General features: G+C 63.8%; 14 protein-coding genes. 6 read left to right on the top strand and 8 right to left on the bottom strand.

The features are described from left to right. Positions 1 to 145 precede the first annotated feature (145 nt). Positions 146 to 553, bottom strand: a complete 408-nt coding sequence (gene msrB / locus U0S50_RS10015; RefSeq protein WP_322308624.1) for a peptide-methionine (R)-S-oxide reductase MsrB — start codon at positions 551 to 553, stop codon at positions 146 to 148. A gap of 149 nt (positions 554 to 702) precedes the next feature. Here msrB and U0S50_RS10020 point away from each other — a divergent pair, with 149 nt between their 5' ends. Beyond that, positions 703 to 1230 carry a DUF4402 domain-containing protein gene (locus U0S50_RS10020; protein ID WP_322308625.1) on the top strand — a complete coding sequence of 176 codons (528 nt, stop codon included), beginning with the start codon at positions 703 to 705 and terminating at the stop codon, positions 1228 to 1230. Between the two features lie 97 nt (positions 1231 to 1327). Here U0S50_RS10020 and U0S50_RS10025 read toward each other — a convergent pair whose 3' ends face one another. Then, positions 1328 to 1990, bottom strand: a complete 663-nt coding sequence (locus tag U0S50_RS10025; protein WP_322308626.1) for a YggS family pyridoxal phosphate-dependent enzyme — start codon at positions 1988 to 1990, stop codon at positions 1328 to 1330. Between the two features lie 60 nt (positions 1991 to 2050). Here U0S50_RS10025 and U0S50_RS10030 point away from each other — a divergent pair, with 60 nt between their 5' ends. Further along, positions 2051 to 2698 (top strand): thiamine phosphate synthase, encoded by a 648-nt coding sequence (locus U0S50_RS10030; protein ID WP_322308627.1) that lies wholly within the window; start codon positions 2051 to 2053, stop codon positions 2696 to 2698. On the opposite strand, the gene U0S50_RS10035 is transcribed toward U0S50_RS10030, so the two are convergent. Then, positions 2671 to 3390: a hypothetical protein gene (locus tag U0S50_RS10035; protein WP_322308628.1), complete on the bottom strand. Its 720-nt coding sequence runs from the start codon at positions 3388 to 3390 to the stop codon at positions 2671 to 2673. The genes U0S50_RS10030 and U0S50_RS10035 overlap by 28 nt on opposite strands. A 279-nt stretch (positions 3391 to 3669) precedes the next feature. Here U0S50_RS10035 and U0S50_RS10040 point away from each other — a divergent pair, with 279 nt between their 5' ends. From U0S50_RS10040 to holA, 4 genes are read left to right on the top strand one after another with little or no spacing between them, the layout of a single operon-like run. Then, the gene (locus tag U0S50_RS10040; protein ID WP_322308629.1) at positions 3670 to 4131 is read left to right on the top strand and encodes a DUF3576 domain-containing protein; all 462 of its coding nucleotides are present in this window, start codon (positions 3670 to 3672) and stop codon (positions 4129 to 4131) included. 56 nt (positions 4132 to 4187) lie between these two features. Then, on the top strand, positions 4188 to 6737 hold the full coding sequence (gene leuS, locus U0S50_RS10045) for a leucine--tRNA ligase (RefSeq protein WP_322308630.1): 2550 nt from the start codon (positions 4188 to 4190) through the stop codon (positions 6735 to 6737). Position 6738: 1 nt separating this feature from the next. After that, on the top strand, positions 6739 to 7266 hold the full coding sequence (gene lptE, locus U0S50_RS10050) for an LPS assembly lipoprotein LptE (RefSeq protein WP_322308631.1): 528 nt from the start codon (positions 6739 to 6741) through the stop codon (positions 7264 to 7266). Beyond that, on the top strand, positions 7263 to 8294 hold the full coding sequence (holA, locus tag U0S50_RS10055) for a DNA polymerase III subunit delta (RefSeq protein WP_322308632.1): 1032 nt from the start codon (positions 7263 to 7265) through the stop codon (positions 8292 to 8294). Before lptE ends, holA begins: the two co-directional genes overlap by 4 nt. 62 nt (positions 8295 to 8356) lie before the next feature. Here the strand turns inward: holA and U0S50_RS10060 are convergent, their stop codons facing one another. The 5 genes from U0S50_RS10060 to U0S50_RS10080 form a co-directional block, all read right to left on the bottom strand. Beyond that, complete coding sequence (locus U0S50_RS10060; RefSeq protein ID WP_322308633.1) at positions 8357 to 10180, bottom strand: sodium:proton antiporter; 1824 nt, start codon at positions 10178 to 10180, stop codon at positions 8357 to 8359. A gap of 103 nt (positions 10181 to 10283) precedes the next feature. Continuing rightward, complete coding sequence (locus U0S50_RS10065; protein ID WP_322308634.1) at positions 10284 to 13115, bottom strand: TonB-dependent receptor; 2832 nt, start codon at positions 13113 to 13115, stop codon at positions 10284 to 10286. A gap of 170 nt (positions 13116 to 13285) precedes the next feature. After that, on the bottom strand, positions 13286 to 13993 hold the full coding sequence (pdeM, locus tag U0S50_RS10070) for a ligase-associated DNA damage response endonuclease PdeM (RefSeq protein ID WP_322308635.1): 708 nt from the start codon (positions 13991 to 13993) through the stop codon (positions 13286 to 13288). A 47-nt stretch (positions 13994 to 14040) separates the two neighbouring features. Then, the gene (locus tag U0S50_RS10075) at positions 14041 to 15075 is read right to left on the bottom strand and encodes a retroviral-like aspartic protease family protein (protein ID WP_322308636.1); all 1035 of its coding nucleotides are present in this window, start codon (positions 15073 to 15075) and stop codon (positions 14041 to 14043) included. 61 nt (positions 15076 to 15136) lie between these two features. Next, positions 15137 to 17545 (bottom strand): ligase-associated DNA damage response DEXH box helicase, encoded by a 2409-nt coding sequence (locus tag U0S50_RS10080; RefSeq protein WP_322308637.1) that lies wholly within the window; start codon positions 17543 to 17545, stop codon positions 15137 to 15139. Positions 17546 to 17658: the final 113 nt, after the last annotated feature.

The raw sequence follows: 17658 nt of genomic DNA on the forward strand, positions 1-17658 counted from the left end.
TCGCTGCTCGATCCGCTGCCCTTCTTGCCCGAAGCCGATGATTTTCCTGACGATGTCTGCTGTCGTTCGCGACGCAAAGACTCAATTCCTTCTTTCGCTGCGCCCGGTGCGCGCCGACCCGAAATCGCCCGCCCAAGGTTGGGCGTCAGTCCTGACGGGTTTCCGCCTCATCCTGCCCGCGCCCGGCGAAGTCAAGCGCCGCGCTGTTGATGCAATAGCGCAGCCCCGTTGGACCGGGGCCGTCGGGAAAAACATGCCCCAGATGCCCTTCGCACGCCGCACAGCGCACTTCGGTGCGCACCATGCCGTGGCTGGCGTCGCGATGTTCGCTGACCGCATCGGTGCCGGTGGGCGCGGTATAGCTGGGCCAGCCCGATCCGCTGTCATATTTGGTCCGGCTGTCGAACAGCGCTGCGCCGCATCCGGCGCAGTGATACAGGCCGTCGGCCTTGTGATCGGTATATTTGCCTGTGAAGGCACGCTCGGTGCCGCCTTCGCGCAGCACGTGATGCGCCATCGGGTCGAGGCTGCGGTCCGGCTTGGCATGGCTCATGGCGGTTTCCTGTTCCATCGTGGCCAACGGCCCGATGCCGTTTGCTCGCCAACCCATATCGGCATGAAGGCCGTTTGAGGCAAGGGATGCGGCCTGATCGTTCAGTGCGGCTTTACGGCGGATTAACCACGATCGGATAGGGTGCCGGGGTGAGATTGCGGGTGCTTTTCCTCTCGCTCCTGTCCGCAGGGGTATCCGGCGCGGCGGCGATACCCGTCGCCGCGCAATGCATGCTGTGCGCGGTCACTGCGACCGATGGCCGAATTGCGGCGCGCGAGGCCGAAACCCCGCTGCGGGTCGAGGTCGAAACCCAGCTTGACCTGGGCCGCGTTGCGGCGGGAGCGGCGGGCGGCGCGGTCGAGCTGGATCCGGTATCAGGCAGCCGGCGGCTCAGTGGAGATTTGGTCGATCTGGGCGGATTTTCCCTGTCCGGCAGCGTATCGGTACGCGGGGCGCCAGGGGCTGCGGTGCGGGTGATCCTGCCCGCGACGGTCGATCTGGAAAGCGAAGGCGGGCGCAATGCCAGGGTGACAGGGCTTGTCACCGACTTGCCCCCGGCGCCGCGCCTCGGTCCCGATGGGCGTTTGCGGTTCCGGTTCGGGGGCCGTTTGCAGGTCGCGGGCCTTGGCGACGGTGACTATCGCGGTCGCATTCCAGTGACGGTGGAATATCAGTGACGCGCCGCTAGCGGGAACGAAACCGTGTTGACGGTCGACATCGGCGCCGCCCGATCCGGCCCCTCCGTCCGCCGTCCGGTGCGATGGGGAAGGGGCGCTATTCGCGCGCGCCGAACAGGGCGGTGCCGACGCGCACATGCGTCGCGCCCAGCATGACGGCGGTTTCATAGTCGCTGCTCATCCCCATCGAGCGCAGCGGCAAGCCGTGGCGTTCGGCGAGTTCGTCGAGCAGGGCGAAATAGGGGGCGGGTTCGACATCGGCCGGAGGAATGGCCATCAGGCCGTCGATCGCCAGCCCCGCGGCCTTTGCTTCGTCCAGCAGCGTGGGAAGATCGGCGATGGCGCAGCCCCCCTTTTGCTCCTCGTCACCGACATTGACCTGGATGAAAAGCTGCGGTCGTTTGCCTGTCTTGTCACAGGCCCGGGCGAGTGCAGCGATCAACGACGTCCGGTCGACCGAATGGATGGCGTCGAACAACTGGACTGCATCTTCGGCCTTGTTCGATTGCAGCTGGCCGATCAGGTGAAGCGAGATGCCCGTTGTTTCTGCGCGCAACATGGGCCATTTTGCGGCGGCTTCCTGTACCCGGTTTTCGCCGAAATGGCGTTGTCCCGCCGCGATCAACGGGCGAATGGCGTCGATGTCGTGGGTTTTCGAAACCGCGATCAGCTGGATCTCGGCCGCCTTGCGCTGCGCCCGTCCCGCCGCCTCGGCAATCGCCGAATTCACCGTTTCCAACCGTGCTGCCGCGTCGTCCATCTTTTCTTTCCGTCATCGCGGCGCGTTGCGCGCTGCTTTATCGCGCCTATAGGAAGAGCGATGGTCCGACGCCACCCCCTGCCGTCCGCTTTGCCGCTGCTCTGGCTGTTCAGCGATGAGCGGCTGAACCCGTCCGTTGACCGGCTTGCGGCGCTGTTGCCGCCGGGCAGCGGAATCGTCGTGCGGCACGATGCGCTGGGAACGGGCGCGCGCTGGCGACTTGTCAGGCGGCTGATCCGTACCGCAAGGGCGCGGCGTCTGTCGGTCTGGGTCGCCGGACCGCCGGCGCTTGCGCGGCGCTGGGGCGCGGACGGAGCCTATGTGCGGCATCCTGATATGGCGGCGATAAAGGGGGGCGTGCGTGCGGGCCTGCCGATTGCCATTCCGGTGCACGATCTGGCCGAAGCTGGTGCCGCGCGGCGCGCCGGTGCAGCGGTTTGCTTCATATCGCCGCTGTTTCCAACGCGCTCACACCCTGGGGCGCCGGCATTGGGCCGATCGCTTTGGCTGCGCCTGGCGCGGCTTGCCGGCGGTGTCCCCATTGCCCTTGGCGGCATGGATGCATCGCGCGCGCGGACGCTACGCCGCGCGGCAGGCGCGCAAGGGGTCAGGCCGGGATGGGCTGCTATCGATGGGATGTCGGCGTTGGCGGCAAAAAGGACGGCGCGCCGACGAAGCTATCAGAAGCGGAACGCAGTCCCGACATAGACGGCCTGATTGTCGCGGCGCGCATCGGTCAGCGGTTCGACCGCCGCGTCGCTGCGATAGCGCACGCCCGCCGTGACGTCGATGTTCTTGGTCAGGCGATAGCTGCTGACGACATCGACCGACTGGTCGGAACCGGGCGATGTAACGCGATCCGTGGCGCCGGTCGGCTCGCTGGGCCGGGCGATCATGCGCGTTGCGAAGCGCGATTTTTTCTTGTCAGCCTGTTCGGGCGCCTGCGCGACTGGAAGGTTACGAAGGTCGAGTTCGCGCGGCAGCGAGGGCGTAGAGAATTTCTGGAGGCCCACCGACGCGCCAAGATCATAGGCAACGGGGGCAATGGCGATCGGTGTCTTTGTCCGTCCGGCGGCAAGGGCGTTGGTGCGTGCCGCGCTCGATGCGTCGTCGCGGGCGCGAATCACCACGGTGATTGCGCGGTTCTTGCGATTGTCGTCGGTCACGGCGGGCGTGAAGCTGAAGCTCTTGCGTGCTTCGGCCGACATTTTGGCATAACGGGCGATCAACCTGGGATCACCCGACGCGGGGGTGAACTGGCCAAGCAGGGCCTCGGACAAAACGGTGTCGCGGATACGGTCGGCGCGCGTCATCGCGGCCAGCGCAGGCGGAAGGGCGACCGAAACCGTCGCCAAAGCGATCAGCCCTGCTCTCCAATAATGTCGCGGTTTGCGCGCCATTCGTCTGCGACTCCATCCCCTAATGATTCGACAGATAAGGGTATGTGCCGAAGAATTCCAGTGATTCCGGACCCATTCAACGTCCCGTTCCGGCTTTTCGTCGAAGTTGTTGCGTCAAGACCACAGTGCGGATGTGCGAAGATGACCCCCATATGAACGGACGAACGCACGCGACAGCCGCGCTTGCCCGACGCCGACAAGGGCGATAGAGACGCTGGCAAATCCAGCATGCGCGGCCCGTTTCGGGCGTGGTCGCGCCCAGTCATAAGGTGTTTCGGCATGTCCAAGCTTTCCGTTCTTGCGTCGACCGGTCGCCGCCCGGCCACGCTCGCGCTCGTCGCGGTCGTCGCCCTTGGGCTTGCGGCTTGCGGTGGCAAGGAACGTCCCCGTGCCGACCTTGCGGCGTCGCAGGTTACGACGATCGGCGTGAACAGCTATTTGTGGCGCGCCTCGCTCGATGCCCTGTCGTTCATGCCCCTGCTCCAGGCTGATTCGTCGGGCGGGGTGATCATCACCGACTGGTATGCGAATCCCAGCAATCCGAACGAACGGATGAAGGTGACGGTATCGATCCTCGATCGCGACCTGCGCGCCGACGCGCTGCGCGTCGCGGCATCGCGCCAGGTGGCGCAGGGGGGCGGCTGGGTCGATGCTCCGGTGCAGGCGGCGACCGTGCAAAAGCTGGAAGAGATCATCCTCACTCGCGCTCGTGACCTGCGCCGCAGCGCTATTCGGGGCTGATTTTCAAGGGCGCAAACGCCTGCGCCTTTTTGCGAACTGACAACGGGAAACAGGATATGACCCGCGAAACGCGCTTTGGCGCTCTGGCTGCCGATGCCCGCTGGCAAGCGGCATGGGAAGCCGCCGACAGCTTTGTCACGCCGGAATCGGGCGACCGGCCCAAGGCCTATATCCTCGAGATGTTCCCCTATCCGTCGGGGCGTATCCATATGGGTCACGTCCGCAACTATGCGATGGGCGACGTTCTGGCGCGCTTCAAGCGGATGACCGGGCACGATGTTCTGCATCCGATGGGCTGGGATGCCTTCGGCATGCCGGCCGAAAATGCGGCGATGGAAAAGGGTGTGCATCCGGGCGGTTGGACCCGCGACAATATTGCCGCGATGCGTGCGCAGCTGAAGCGCCTCGGCCTCGCGATCGACTGGAGCCGCGAGCTCGCGACGTGCGACGCCGATTATTACGGGCAGGAACAGGCGCTGTTCCTCGACCTTCAGGCGGCGGGGCTTGTCTATCGCAAGGAAAGCTACGTCAACTGGGACCCGGTCGACATGACCGTGCTGGCGAACGAACAGGTGATCGACGGGCGCGGCTGGCGTTCGGGCGCGCTGGTCGAAAAGAAGAAATTGTCGCAGTGGTTTTTGAAGATCACCGACTTTGCCGAGGAGTTGCTCGACGGGCTGAAGGGGCTCGATCAATGGCCCGACAAGGTGCGGTTGATGCAGGAAAACTGGATCGGCAAGAGCCAGGGACTGGAGTTCAATTTCAAGCTGGCAGGCGGAGCGCCGGGCTTTGACGTCTTCACGACGCGTCCCGACACGCTTTACGGCGCCAGCTTTGCGGCGATCTCGCCCGACCATCCGCTCGCCGAGCGCCTTGCAAAGGACTCGCCCGAACTCGCGGCCTTCATCGCCGAATGCCGCCGCCAGGGCACCGCCGCAGAACAGCTCGATACGGCCGAGAAGCTGGGTTTCGATACGGGTCTTGCCGTCGAGCACCCGCTTGATGCCGACTGGCATTTGCCGGTGTGGGTCGTGAATTATGTGTTGATGGACTATGGTACCGGCGCGATCTTCGGCTGTCCGGCGCATGACCAGCGCGACCTTGATTTCGCTCGCAAATATGAACTGCCTGTCCACCGCGTCATCGCCGATGGCGATAACGATGCCCAGATATTTCAGGGCGAGGAAGCCTATGTTGGCCCGGGGCGCCTGGTAAACAGCCATTTCCTCGACGGCATGAGCATCGATGCGGCCAAGGCTGCGGTGATCGCTCGCGCCGAGCACGAAGGCTGGGGCAAGGGCACGACGGTGTGGCGGCTGCGCGACTGGGGCGTCTCGCGCCAGCGCTATTGGGGGACCCCCATCCCGTTCATTCATTGCGACGATTGCGGCATGGTGCCGGTCCCCAAGGGGCAGTTGCCGGTGGTGCTGCCCGAGGATGTCGATTTTTCGGTTCCGGGAAATCCACTCGATCGCCACCCGACCTGGAAGCATGTTGATTGTCCGCAATGCGGGCGCGCGGCGCGGCGTGAAACCGACACGCTCGATACCTTTGTCGATTCCTCGTGGTATTTTCTGCGCTTTGCCTCGTCGCCGTCGGATCGCCCTTTCGATCCCGACGTTATCCGCCGCTGGCTGCCCGTCGATCAATATATCGGTGGTATCGAACATGCGATCCTCCACCTGCTTTATGCCCGTTTCTGGACGCGCGCATTGAACAAGCTGGGGATGATCGACATCAAGGAACCCTTTGCCAGCCTGTTCACGCAAGGGATGGTGACGCACGAAACATACAGCCGCGAACAGGGCGAAGGGCTGCCGCCGATCTTCTTCACGCCTGAAGAAATCGATCGGACCGCAGACGGCGCGACCTTGACCGCCGATGGCGCCGCCGTGGCGGTTGGCCGCGTGATCAAGATGTCAAAGTCAAAGAAGAATGTCGTCGATCCCGACGCCATCCTCGATCAATATGGCGCCGACGCCGCGCGGTGGTTCATGCTGTCCGACAGTCCGCCCGAGCGCGACCTGCCGTGGAGCGAGGCTGGAATCGAAGGCGCGTGGCGCTTTGTCCAGCGGTTGTGGCGCCTGTTTGGCGAAACCGAAAATGTCGGCGATGGCGGCGAGGACAAGGCGCTGGCACGCAAGCTGCATCAAGCGATCGCCGGGGTTGCCGCCGATATCGAGGCGCTCGGCTTCAACAAGGCGGTGGCCAAGATCCACGCGCTCGCCAATGATATCGAAAAGGCCCAGCCGTCGGCGACCCGCGCCGAAGCGAGTGCGACGCTGATCCTGCTGGTGGCGCCGATGATGCCGCATCTTGCCGAGGAAGCCTGGGCCGCTCTGCCTGACGCGCAGCGGACGAGCGCGATGGTCGCGGATGCCGCCTGGCCGGTTGCTGATTCCGCGCTGCTGGTCGACGATGAGGTGACGATCGCGATCCAGATGGCCGGGAAGCTGCGCGATACGATGACCGTGGCAAAGGGGCTTGAAAAGGATCTCGTCGAAGCGGCGGCGCTGGCGCGTCCCCGGATCGCCGAGCTCTTGGCCGGGGCGACACCCAAAAAGGTGATTGTGGTTCCTGATCGCCTGGTGAATATCGTCGTCTGATATGCGCGCGCTTTTTGTCTCCTTGCTCGTTGTCGCCTCGCTTGCCGTTGGCGGCTGCGGGCTGCGTCCGCTTTATGCGAGCGGCGGGAAGGGGGCCGTGGCGCAGATGTTGGCCGATGTCGATGTCGCGCCGATCGAGGGCCATTCGGGCTGGCTCGTGCGCAATGCGCTGCGCGACCGGCTGAAGGCGTCGCAGGACCGGGATGGCGCCGGGCGGCGCCTGCGCCTTGACGTGCGGCTCGAAGATTCCATCACCGGCTTTGGCGTACGTTCGGACGATGCGGTGACGCGCGAGCGGCGGACGCTGCGCGCGCGTTATCAGCTGGTCGATGCGGCGACGGGCGAAGTGTTGCTCGACGCAACGGCGGCGCAAGACGCCGGCATCGATGTAGTCGGCAGCGAATATGCGACGATCGCGGCCGAATCGACGGCGCTCGAACGGCTTGCCTCTGGCGTTGCCGACCAGATCGTTGCGCGGCTGGCGGTCTTTGCCGACCGCGGCGGGGGCCGCACCGCCGAGGGGCAATGAAAAGCGTCAAGCCCGCCGAGCTGGAGCGGCTCTCGCGTCTAGACCCTTCGGTTCGCCTGACCCTTTTGACCGGACCTGACGATGCGACGATGGAAGCGGTCGCCGGGCGTCTGATCGCGCTCGCCGGCAAAGACGCCGAGCGTGTCGTGCTGACATCCGGGCAGTTGGCGCAGGACCCCGCTTTGCTCGCCGCCGAGGCCGCATCGATGTCGCTGTTTTCAGCCCAGCGGGTCATTCGGCTCGAAATTTCGGGAAGCGGCGACGATTGCATGGGGGCGGTCGACGCGTTGATGTCGGCCGACAGCGCCATCAATCCCGTCATTGCGGTCGGCCCCGGCGTGACCGCAAAATCAAAGCTTGTGAAGCTGATCGAAGGATCAGACCACGCGGTCGCCTCGATCTGCTACCAGCCCGACCGACGCGCGCTGGTCAGCATCGCGATGGCGGCGGCGCAGGAACAGGGACTGCGTATGGCGAACAGCGAGGCGCAGCTCGTCGTTGATCTGGTTTCGGGCGATCAGACGCTGATGCGGCGCGAGATCGAAAAAATTGCGCTCTATCTCGACGCCGCACCGGATCGTGAACGGCAGGTCGCCGCCGCGGATATCGCGATGCTGGGCGCCGCGACGCATGAGGAAGATGTCAGCGAGTGCATCAATGTCGCCTTGGGCGGCAAGGTGCGCGACCTGCCTGCCATGCTTGCCAAGGCGGCTGCGGTGGGCGTTGCCGAGATTCGTATCATCCGCGCTCTCGCCATCCGCGCGCTGGCGCTGGCGCGGTTGCGGGCAGAGGTGGACGCGGGCGCGCATCCCGCCACCGTCGCCGCATCGCGGAGCAGTGGTATCTTCTGGAAGGAGCGCGACGCGGTAACGGCGCAGCTTCATATCTGGGATTCGCTGCGCATTGCGCGGCTGATGACTCGGCTGATCGAGTGCGAAAGGGCGCTCAAATCATCGGGGACCGCTGGCGGCGTGCTTTTCCGCAAGCTGATGACCGACATCGCGCATCAGGCCGCCCGCGCGCGCTGACGCGCGGACAGATGGCGCTCCGGACGAAGAGGCGAAAGGTCGCGGCTCTTTGTTCACGAATTTCAGATTGCGACGGCGGCTTCGTCGGCCGGTTTCCTTGGCTTCGGAATGTCGGGGGGGACGAAGCTCCATATCTCGTCTCCCGCATCGACGCTCGGCCGATGATGGCGGGCGAAGATGGCGAGTTCCCCCGACGCGCGAGCGACGGCCAGACTGTCGCCTCCCGTGGCCTTCATCCGGGCGACAAAATCGGCATAGGTGAATTTTTCGGTTATCTTCGTACGGCTGAAGGACCATCCCGCCTGCAGCCGGTCGAGCTGTTCTTCGACGGGAGTGCCGCCCAGCGTGAAGACGCGGCCACGCCGCTGGCTGTCGTTGCGTGAAGCGCCGATCAGGCGGCTGACCCGGTCATGGCCGATTTCCGGCGCCAGCTCGCTGCACACCAGCGCGTTGTAACTGTCGTTGTCCGTTGCAGCGATCAGCTGTTGATACTCGCCCATGTCGAGGGCGTCGTCATGCGCTTCGTCCAATATGTCGCCGTGATAGACAGGGATTTCGGCGCGGCGGGCACGGCGCAGCGCAAGCTGGCTGGGGTCGGCGACCAGCACTTTGCGTTCCTGTTTCTTTATGAACTCGGCAAAGGCGATGGTCCAACTGTTGGCGCCGACCAGCAGCACGCCGTCGCCCTTGCCGCGGTCCAGCCCCAGCCATCGGGCAAAGGCGGCGGCCGTGAAGCCATGGGCAAAGATGGTCGCGATGACGACCCCGAAACTCAGCGGTACGAGGGCTTCTGCTCCGGCGATGCCATAATCCGACAGGCGCAGCGCGAACAGGCCGATCACGGCGACGGCAACGATGCCGCGCGGGGCGATCCAGGCGATGAACAGCCGCTCGTTCAGCGGTATGCGCGTGAACAGCAGTGCGATCATGATCGTCAGCGGCCGCACGACAAACAGCAGCAGCAACAGGAAGACCACAAAGCGGAGCTGGAAATTCTGGACCACTTCCCAGTCGAGCGTCGCCGACAGGATGATGAAAACGCCCGAAACAAGCAGGACGGTTAGATCCTCCTTGAAACGTTGCAACATGTGGGTGGAATAGGTTTCGCGGTTCGCCATCACGACACCCATGACCGTGACCGTGATCAGTCCGGTTTCGTGGAGAATCAGATCGGACAGGACAAAGACCGCGATGACGGTGGTCAGCAGCACCGGTGCTTTCAGATATTCGGGAACCCAGCCGCGCGGGAACGCCCAGGTCAGCGCGAACCCGGCCGCGCCGCCGAGCAGGATGGCGACAACGCTGGCCGCGACAACATCGGTGACAATGCCGATGCTGTTCGCCTCGGCGCCGCCATGGATGATGTAGGAATAGATGCCGACGGCAAGCAGCGCGCCGATCGGATCGTTCACGATCGCTTCCCATTTCAGGATGTGCTTGACCCGCGGCGCGATGTTCAGCGAGCGGAGCAGCGGCGCGATCACCGTCGGTCCCGTTACGACCATGACCCCGCCGAACAGCGCCGCCAGTTCGAAAGGCAGGCCGGCCCCGTAATAGGCGGCGGCGGTGCCAAGCGCCCAACCGATCGGGACGCCCAGAAATACGAGCATGAAGACGGCGAGTCCGGCCTGGCGCAGCTCGCGGAATTTGAGGCTCAGTCCGCCTTCGAACAGGATGACAGCGACGGCCAGCTTGATGATCGGTTCGCGCAGTTCGCCGAAATCGCGCTCGGGGTCGATCAGACCGAGCACCGGGCCCGCCAATATGCCGGCCACCAGCATCAAGGCGATGGCTGGCTTGTTCGTTCGCCATGCGAGCCATTGTGCACCGATCCCGATGACCCCGATCAGGGCGATTTTGACGAGCAGGGAGTCGATAGCGAACATCGTAGCCAGCCTAGGGCATCGACCCGAAGGGGCGCCACAAAAAATAAGCCGCCCGTACGCCGATGCGCACGGGCGGCCTTTTCGTCCTTTCAGCCTGTCGCGATCAGAATTTACCGCGCAGGGTTACACCATATGTCCGCGGTTCGGCCAGGAACTGCGAGAAGATCTGCCGTCCACCTGGATACTGCGGATCGGCGAAAGCGGCCGTTGTGGAGGTTGCTCCTTCCTGGAAAGGCGAGTTGAACGCGACCTGGGCATATTGCTTGTTGAAGATATTCTGTGCCCACAGTTCGATGCCCCATTTTTCGTCGGGACCGCGAACGCCGATGCGGGCGTTGAACAAGGCGTAGCCATCCTGTTCCTTTTGCGGGAAGAGGTCGGAACCGGTGTTATAGTCGCTGGTCATGCGGCCATCGACATAGACCAGGCCAGTCAGGCCGCTGCTTCCGATCTCGGGGGTCCAGGTGATGCTGCCGGTTGCGACCAGTTCGGGCGCGTTCGACAGATTATTGCCGGGTAGTAGGCGCAGCGCTTGGTCTAGCGGAGCGCCGGACTTGTTGCCGACTAGATTGCCGCGGAACTTCGTCCGCGCATAGGTCAGGCCTGCTGTCATGCGGAAATCGCGCATAGGAACCAGGGAGGCCTCTAGCTCGAAGCCTTGTGTCCGTACCCCCCAGCCAACATCGCCAGCGTTACAAGCGCCCGTGGTGGAGGCTGCGGCGTTGTAGTTAGGTGCCCCAAGGAATTTGCTTTGATCACGGTCGCCGCCGTTCAGATCTGCCTTGCAGCCATTAATAGTCTGGACGATGAAGACGCTGCCGTTAAACGTGTTCAGCTGGAAATTTTCGAAGTCCGACCGGAACAGTGAAAGCCCAAGGCTGAATGGGCCGGTGGCATATTTCGCACCTATTTCATAGCTGTTGACCAGTTCCGGATCAAACTGGAGGTTGCCAACCAGTGCCTGAGCACCGCCGACCGCAGCGAAGGTGGTGCTGGGGCTTGTTCCAAGAATTACCGGAGGCTTCAATGCCGACCGATCGAGGTTGAAACCGCCAGCCTTGTACCCACGTGAATAGCTCGCATAGAGCAGCAAGTCGTCAACGGGCTTGTATGACAGAATTGCCGTGCCCGTCCATTTGCTCTCGCTGCGCGTATCATTGATGGATACCCCATCCAGTTCAGCGGTCGAATTGCCCTGACAGCTCAAACCCAAAATGCCCGCGACAAGTGGCTGGAGTGCTGCGTTCCCCAGCAGCGGCCCTATGGCCGCCTGATTTTGCGTGCAGATCACATTGTCATTGCTGAAAGTCGCGTTGAGCTTCTTCTTGTCGTGAGTATATCGAATTCCGAAGGTGAAATCGAGTTTGTCAGTGATATGGAAGATGTTGTGAGTAAACAGCGCCCAATTATTGTCCTTCTGGTAATAGCGATCATCGACGGACCCAAGATCACTTAACGTGCTCAGGCGATCGATCGCCCCCAGAATGAGCGGAGTTGCGGCTCCGAATTGTCCCGCTCCGCCATTCGCTGCTTGCAGGAAAGCGCGGCCTCCCGGACTTATGCACCCGGCTGACGTCGGGCCATAAGCGAAGGCAAGTGAAGTGCCGGATATCAATCGACATGCTGCAAACTGGCCATATTGTGTGCCAAAGCGCAGATTATCCCGAACGGTCAGCTTTTCATTGGCGTAATAACCACCGACGAGCCAGTCGAGCTTTCCGTCAAACGCCTCACCTTGAAGGCGCAATTCCTGAGTAAATGTGTGGAACTGGCGATAGGCATCATCGCTTGGAGCCCGATACAGAATATCGACAGCACCATAGTCGGTGTCAGACGCCTGACTGGATCGATATTCGCGATAGCCGGTGATCGAGGTTAGTGTGGCGCCGCCGAAATCATAGTCTATCTGGCCAGAAAATCCATAATCTTTGGTTTCCCCTGCAAAGCTACGGCCCGGTGAGACAGAAATGTTGCGGCTATATCCTTGGCTGAAGGCGCCAAGCGGTTGCCCCAGGTCGGCGAGTACCTTGATAATATTATTCGTAGTCCCGGTGGCGGGAATGCCGGGGTTGTTCAGATTGCCGATATAGGGATTGACGCTGTTGTCGATATAGGTCGCGGCACAGCATTTTTCGTCGCGGAACGTGTAGTCGGCGATCAGCCGGACCGAGAGGGCATCGGTCGGTTCGAACAGCAATTGGCCGCGCAGGAAGTAGCGGTTGCGATCATTGACGTCGGTATTGTTTGTCGTGTCGCGATAGAAACCGTCGCGCTTGACCCAGATACCATCGAGCCGCGCCGCGATTGTGTCGGTGATCGGCCCGGTAACGCTGCCGCCGAGGCGCCAATAGTCGTAATTGCCATAGGTGACCTCACCCGTCGCCCCGAACTCGAAGCTCGGTTTCTTCGAATAAATGCTGATGAGGCCCGCGGACGAGTTGCGGCCACCGAGCGTGCCCTGCGGGCCGCGCTGAACCTCTACCCGGTCGATTTCGCCGAGTTCGTTAAGGCCGATGCCCGAGCGCGAGCGATAGACGCCGTCGATGAAGACGGGGACCGAGCTTTCGAGGCCCGGGTTGTCGCCGACGGTGCCGATGCCGCGGATACGGGCCGAGCCATTGGCTTCCGAGCCGGTCGACGAGACGAGCAGCGACGGCGCGACCTGGTTCAGTTGGCGGATGTCGTTGGCGCCGCTGTTCTGCAGCGTTTCGGCGCTGACGGCCGAGATCGCGACCGGCACATCGGACAGCAGCTGCGAACGCCCCTGCGCGGTGACGACGATCGCCGCACTGTCGTCATAGCTGTCATCCTGCGCAGCCGCATCGGATGCCGTTTCCTGGGCCATCGCCGGCATCGCGATCGCCGCGACGGCGATCGACACGCCGAGCGCACTGGTGCGCAGCAAGCGGGCAGCAAGAAGGGAAGAAGATTTCATGGTGGGCACTCCTCTCAACATATCATTTTTATTGTTGCCCATGAATCATACCGAAAATAACCCCGCAATCTAGCCGAGGGGCGCGGTTTCGCGCCATTCTTTGGCCGAGTGATGTTTTTGGGCCACAGCGGTAAAGCGGCAGAATTCCGCCGTCTGTTGTCCTGGTGCGATTATTGTCTCGCTTGCCGTAACGTCATCGCCTGCGGCTTGTCACAGGGAAGACGGAGCAGCCGGTCGCCCACGACGAGCATGGCGTAATAGGGGGCGCCTCGAAAATTGACCGCTATTGCCGAATCCTGAACGTCGAGTCCCCCCGTCAGGCTGCCAAAGGCTGGAAGGATCAGCCGCGCATCGCCGCCGACAAAGCAGGCGCGCGACACGGCACGCCCGCGCAGATTCGTCCGCAGTTTGGGATGGAAATGCCCCGAAATTTCCGGACGGAGCTCACCGGGACGGCACTGGTGGCGCAGGATGACGCCGTCGATTTCCAACTCGTCGGCGATCGTGCCGCCCCAGGCACCGCCCGAGAGACCGTCGTGATTGCCGGCGATCCATAGCAATCGGTGTCGCCATGCGAGCGCTTGCAGCCGATCGGCCACGGTGGAATCGATGCGATCGGCGGCATGACGGTCGTGGAAACTGTCGCCAAGGCACCAGATGGACCGCGCGCCGGTTTCGGCCGCCAGCCGTGCCAGCCGGTCGAGCGTGTCGTGGCTGTCATAAGGGGGGAGGGGCTGGCCGAGTGTCGCGTACCAACTCGCCTTTTCCAGGTGGAGGTCTGCGACGATCAGCGCCTCGTGCCGCGGCCAGAACAGCGCCCGCTCGGCGAGCGGTACAAGGCGGTGTCCCGCAAACTGGATCTCGGTCGTTGACGCCATCGGCGCGGCTATGCCAAGCCCGCGTCCGGCGAACAAGGGACGGTCGATCAGCCGTTCAGGCGGCTGCCGCGCGCCGGGCGCATGAGCGGCTGCGACCCTGCGTCCTTCGGCAGATCGAAAATCACCCGCTTGTTCGGAAAATCGATCTCGATCCGGTCGAAAACCGCAAGCCCGTCCATGCCCAGCAGCATGGCTGGACGATCGGCGAGGCCAAGCGCCCGAAATGCCTGCGCATCGGTAAAGGAAATGGGCAGGTCGTTGAGATTGACGCCGTTGATCTCGATCGTCTTGATCGCGGTCCGCACGGCCGGAACGGCTTCGCCCGATACGGCATTCAGCGTGGTCGGAAAGAGCGGGAAGCGATTTTCGCGCCGCGCCATCACCAACTGTTGCAAGGCAGGATTGCCGATGCTGGTTTGCGCGCCGGTGTCGACGATGACGTCGATCCGCTTGCCGCCGATCCGCGCGTCCGAAAGGATCAGTCGTCCCGCGCTGTTGCGCGCGCTGACGACGATGGCGTCATAGCTGTTGATCATGGGCCGGGCACGGCGGCGGGTTTCCAATATCTGCATCGTCTCGCTACGGAAATCGATCAGGACCCGCCTTTCCTCCAGCATGTCCACCCCGATCAGGCCCGGGGCGCCGATATGGCGCCCGGCAAAGGCGGGGGCGTCGAAGGGTTGCAGTCGAAGATTGGTCATCTCGAGCGAAGCGACCTGAAAGGACGGGACGATGGCAGAACTGCCGATCGTTGCAAGTCGCAGTTTTTGTCCATTGGCGAGGCCCAGCCGCTCCGCCAGTTCCTTGGCGATCACCGTGCGTTCGGCGCCGGTGTCGACCAGAAAGGAAAAAGGTCCCTGCCCTTCGACGGTCACAGGCACCGACATCCGCCGCGTTGCGTCGAGATCGAAGGGCTGGATGATCGGTACCACTTCGCTGCTGGTGCCGACGTCCGGCGCGGCAGCCGGCGGCACCGGTGCAGCGGACGATTGGGCGGCAGCGGGCGGTGCGGCACCGACGAACAGCGGGGCGAGCAACAGGGCGGCCCAGCGGCGGCGGGAACGGGAAACAGCGTGCAGCATGATCGGCATCCTCTGTTTTGGTCGCATATTACACCCATTGGCCGCTATCGGCAACTTTGGATCAGCCGGGCGCCATGGCTGCCGCCGCCAGTGTATCGGCGAGTTCGCCTAGCAGTGCATCGTCGATGTCGGCCGCGGCGACATTTTCGCGTCCGATCAGCACCAGCACCGGAATGGCGAGCGGGCTGATCCGGTCGAGCGGCATGTGGACCATCGTGCCCGCTGCGCGGTCGAGGAGGTTGCCGAGCCGCGCCACATCGGTCAGCCGCGTGCGCGCGTCGGCCCACGCCGCTTCGAGCAGCAGATGATCGGGTTCATATTTGCGCAGTACGTCAAAGATGAGGTCGGTCGAGAAGGTGACTTGTTTGCCTGTCTTGCGCTTTCCGGGATGTTGGCGCTCGATCAAGCCGCCGATCACCGCGACTTCGCGAAAGGCGCGTTTCAGAAGATGCGACCCTTCGACCCACTGGATGAATTCATCCTCGAGGATTGCTGCATCGAACAGCGTGGCGGGATCGGTGACGGGGCGCAGCGACCAGATGGCGAGTGCATAGTCGGAAGCGACGAAACCCAGCGGCTGAAGCCCGGCCCGCTCCATCCGCTTGGTGATCAGCATGCCGAGTGACTGGTGCGCGTTCCACCCTTCGAAAGGATAGGCGACAAGATAATGCGCCTCCTCGTGCGGGAAGGTTTCGACGAGCAGCTCGCCGGGGCGCGGCAGCACCGATCGATGCGCCTGCATTTCCAGCCAGAAACGCACATCCTCGGGAAAACGATGCCAAGCGTCGGGGTCGGCCAGGAAGGCGCGCACCCGGTCAGCGAGCCGGGTGCTGAGCGCCATTCGTGCCCCGACATAGGAAGGGATACGCGCCGGGCGGCTGGTCGCGCGGACGTAGAGGTCGGTGTCGCGGATCGCCTCGACCTCGAGGCTGAGGCCGGCAAAGGCAAAAGTGTCTCCGGGAGCGAGGGTGCTCGCAAAATATTCCTCGACCGTGCCGAGCCGTCGTCCATTCTTGAAGCGAACGTCGAGCGTCGGGGCGTCGACGATGATCCCGGCGTTCAACCGGTGCTGCGCCGCGAGCCGGGGATGCGCGATCCGCCAGCCGCCCTGACCATCGGGAGCGAGGCGGCGGAAGCGGTCATAGCTTTTGAGCGCATAGCCGCCGTCGCGGACAAAACCGAGCAGGCGGGAAAAGGTCGCGGCATCGATCCAGCGATAGGGGGCGGCGCTGCGGATTTCGGCCAGCAGTTCGGGTTCGCGAAATGGCGCGGCACAGGCGAGCGCCATCACATGCTGAGCCAGGACGTCGAGCGCGCCGGGGCGAAAATGATCGGCGTCGCGCTCGCCCGCAGCGACCGCGTCCAATGCCGCGCGGGCCTCCAGATATTCGAAACGGTTGCCGGGGACGATCAGCGCGCGGCTCGGTTCGTCGAGCCGGTGGTTGGCGCGCCCGATACGCTGGAGCAGCCGTGAGGAGCCCTTGGGTGCCCCCATCTGGATCACGCAATCGACATCACCCCAATCGAGCCCCAGATCGAGGCTGGATGTCGCGACCAGTGCGCGCAGCCGCCCCTCGGCCATTGCCGCTTCCGCCCTTTGCCGGGCCTCGCGGTCGAGGCTACCGTGGTGGATCGCGATCGGCAGCCCGGCGGTGTTGACCTTCCACAGCTCCTGAAAGATCAGCTCGGCGAGCCCGCGGGTGTTGCAGAATATGATGGTGGTGCGGTTGCGCGCCACCTCTGCCATCACCTGATGCACCGCATAGCGCCCCGAATGGCCGGCCCAGGGCACCGCGCCTTCGGGCAGCAGGATCGCGATGTCGGGATCGGCGCCGGCTTCTCCCTCGACCAGCGTGACCGCCTTTGCATCGGCATCGGGGGCGAGCCAGGCGGCATATTGGGCGGGATCGGCGATCGTCGCCGACAGGCCGACGCGGCGCAGCCCCGGCGCGATCGCCTGAAGCCGCGCGAGCGCGAGGCTGAGGATGTCGCCGCGCTTGCCCGGAGCAAAGGCGTGGATTTCGTCGATTACCACGGTCTTCAGATCGGCGAACATCGTGAAACTGTCGGGATAGGAGAGCAGCAGCGACAGCGATTCGGGCGTGGTGAGGAGGATGTTCGGGGGTTTGGCACGTTGCCGCGCCTTTTTGTCCGAAGATGTGTCGCCGCTGCGACTTTCAACGCGGATCGGCAGGTCCATTTCGGTGATCGGCGCGCCGAGGTTGCGTTCGACATCGGCGGCAAGCGCCTTGAGCGGTGAGATATACAGCGTATGCAGTCGGTCGGAGGGGTGCGCGGCCAGGTCGACGAGGCTGGGCAGGAATCCCGCGAGCGTCTTGCCCGCGCCGGTCGCCGCGACCAACAGCGCATGTTCCCCCCGGCCCGCCGCGTCGAGCATGTCGACCTGATGCCGCCGGACCCGCCAGCCGCGCGCGGCGAACCAGTCGGCGAAGGGGGCAGGCAGAAGCATGGTCAGGATGTGGCGCGGGAGGGCGGGCGGGGCAAGGGTTCAGTCATGCCGGATCGGGCGCATCATGGGCCAGGGGCTCGCATGGCGCCATGATACCGGACGGCTGATTTTCC

Origin of the sequence: Sphingopyxis sp., assembly GCF_034380315.1 — a bacterium.
Classification (GTDB): Bacteria; Pseudomonadota; Alphaproteobacteria; order Sphingomonadales; family Sphingomonadaceae; genus Sphingopyxis.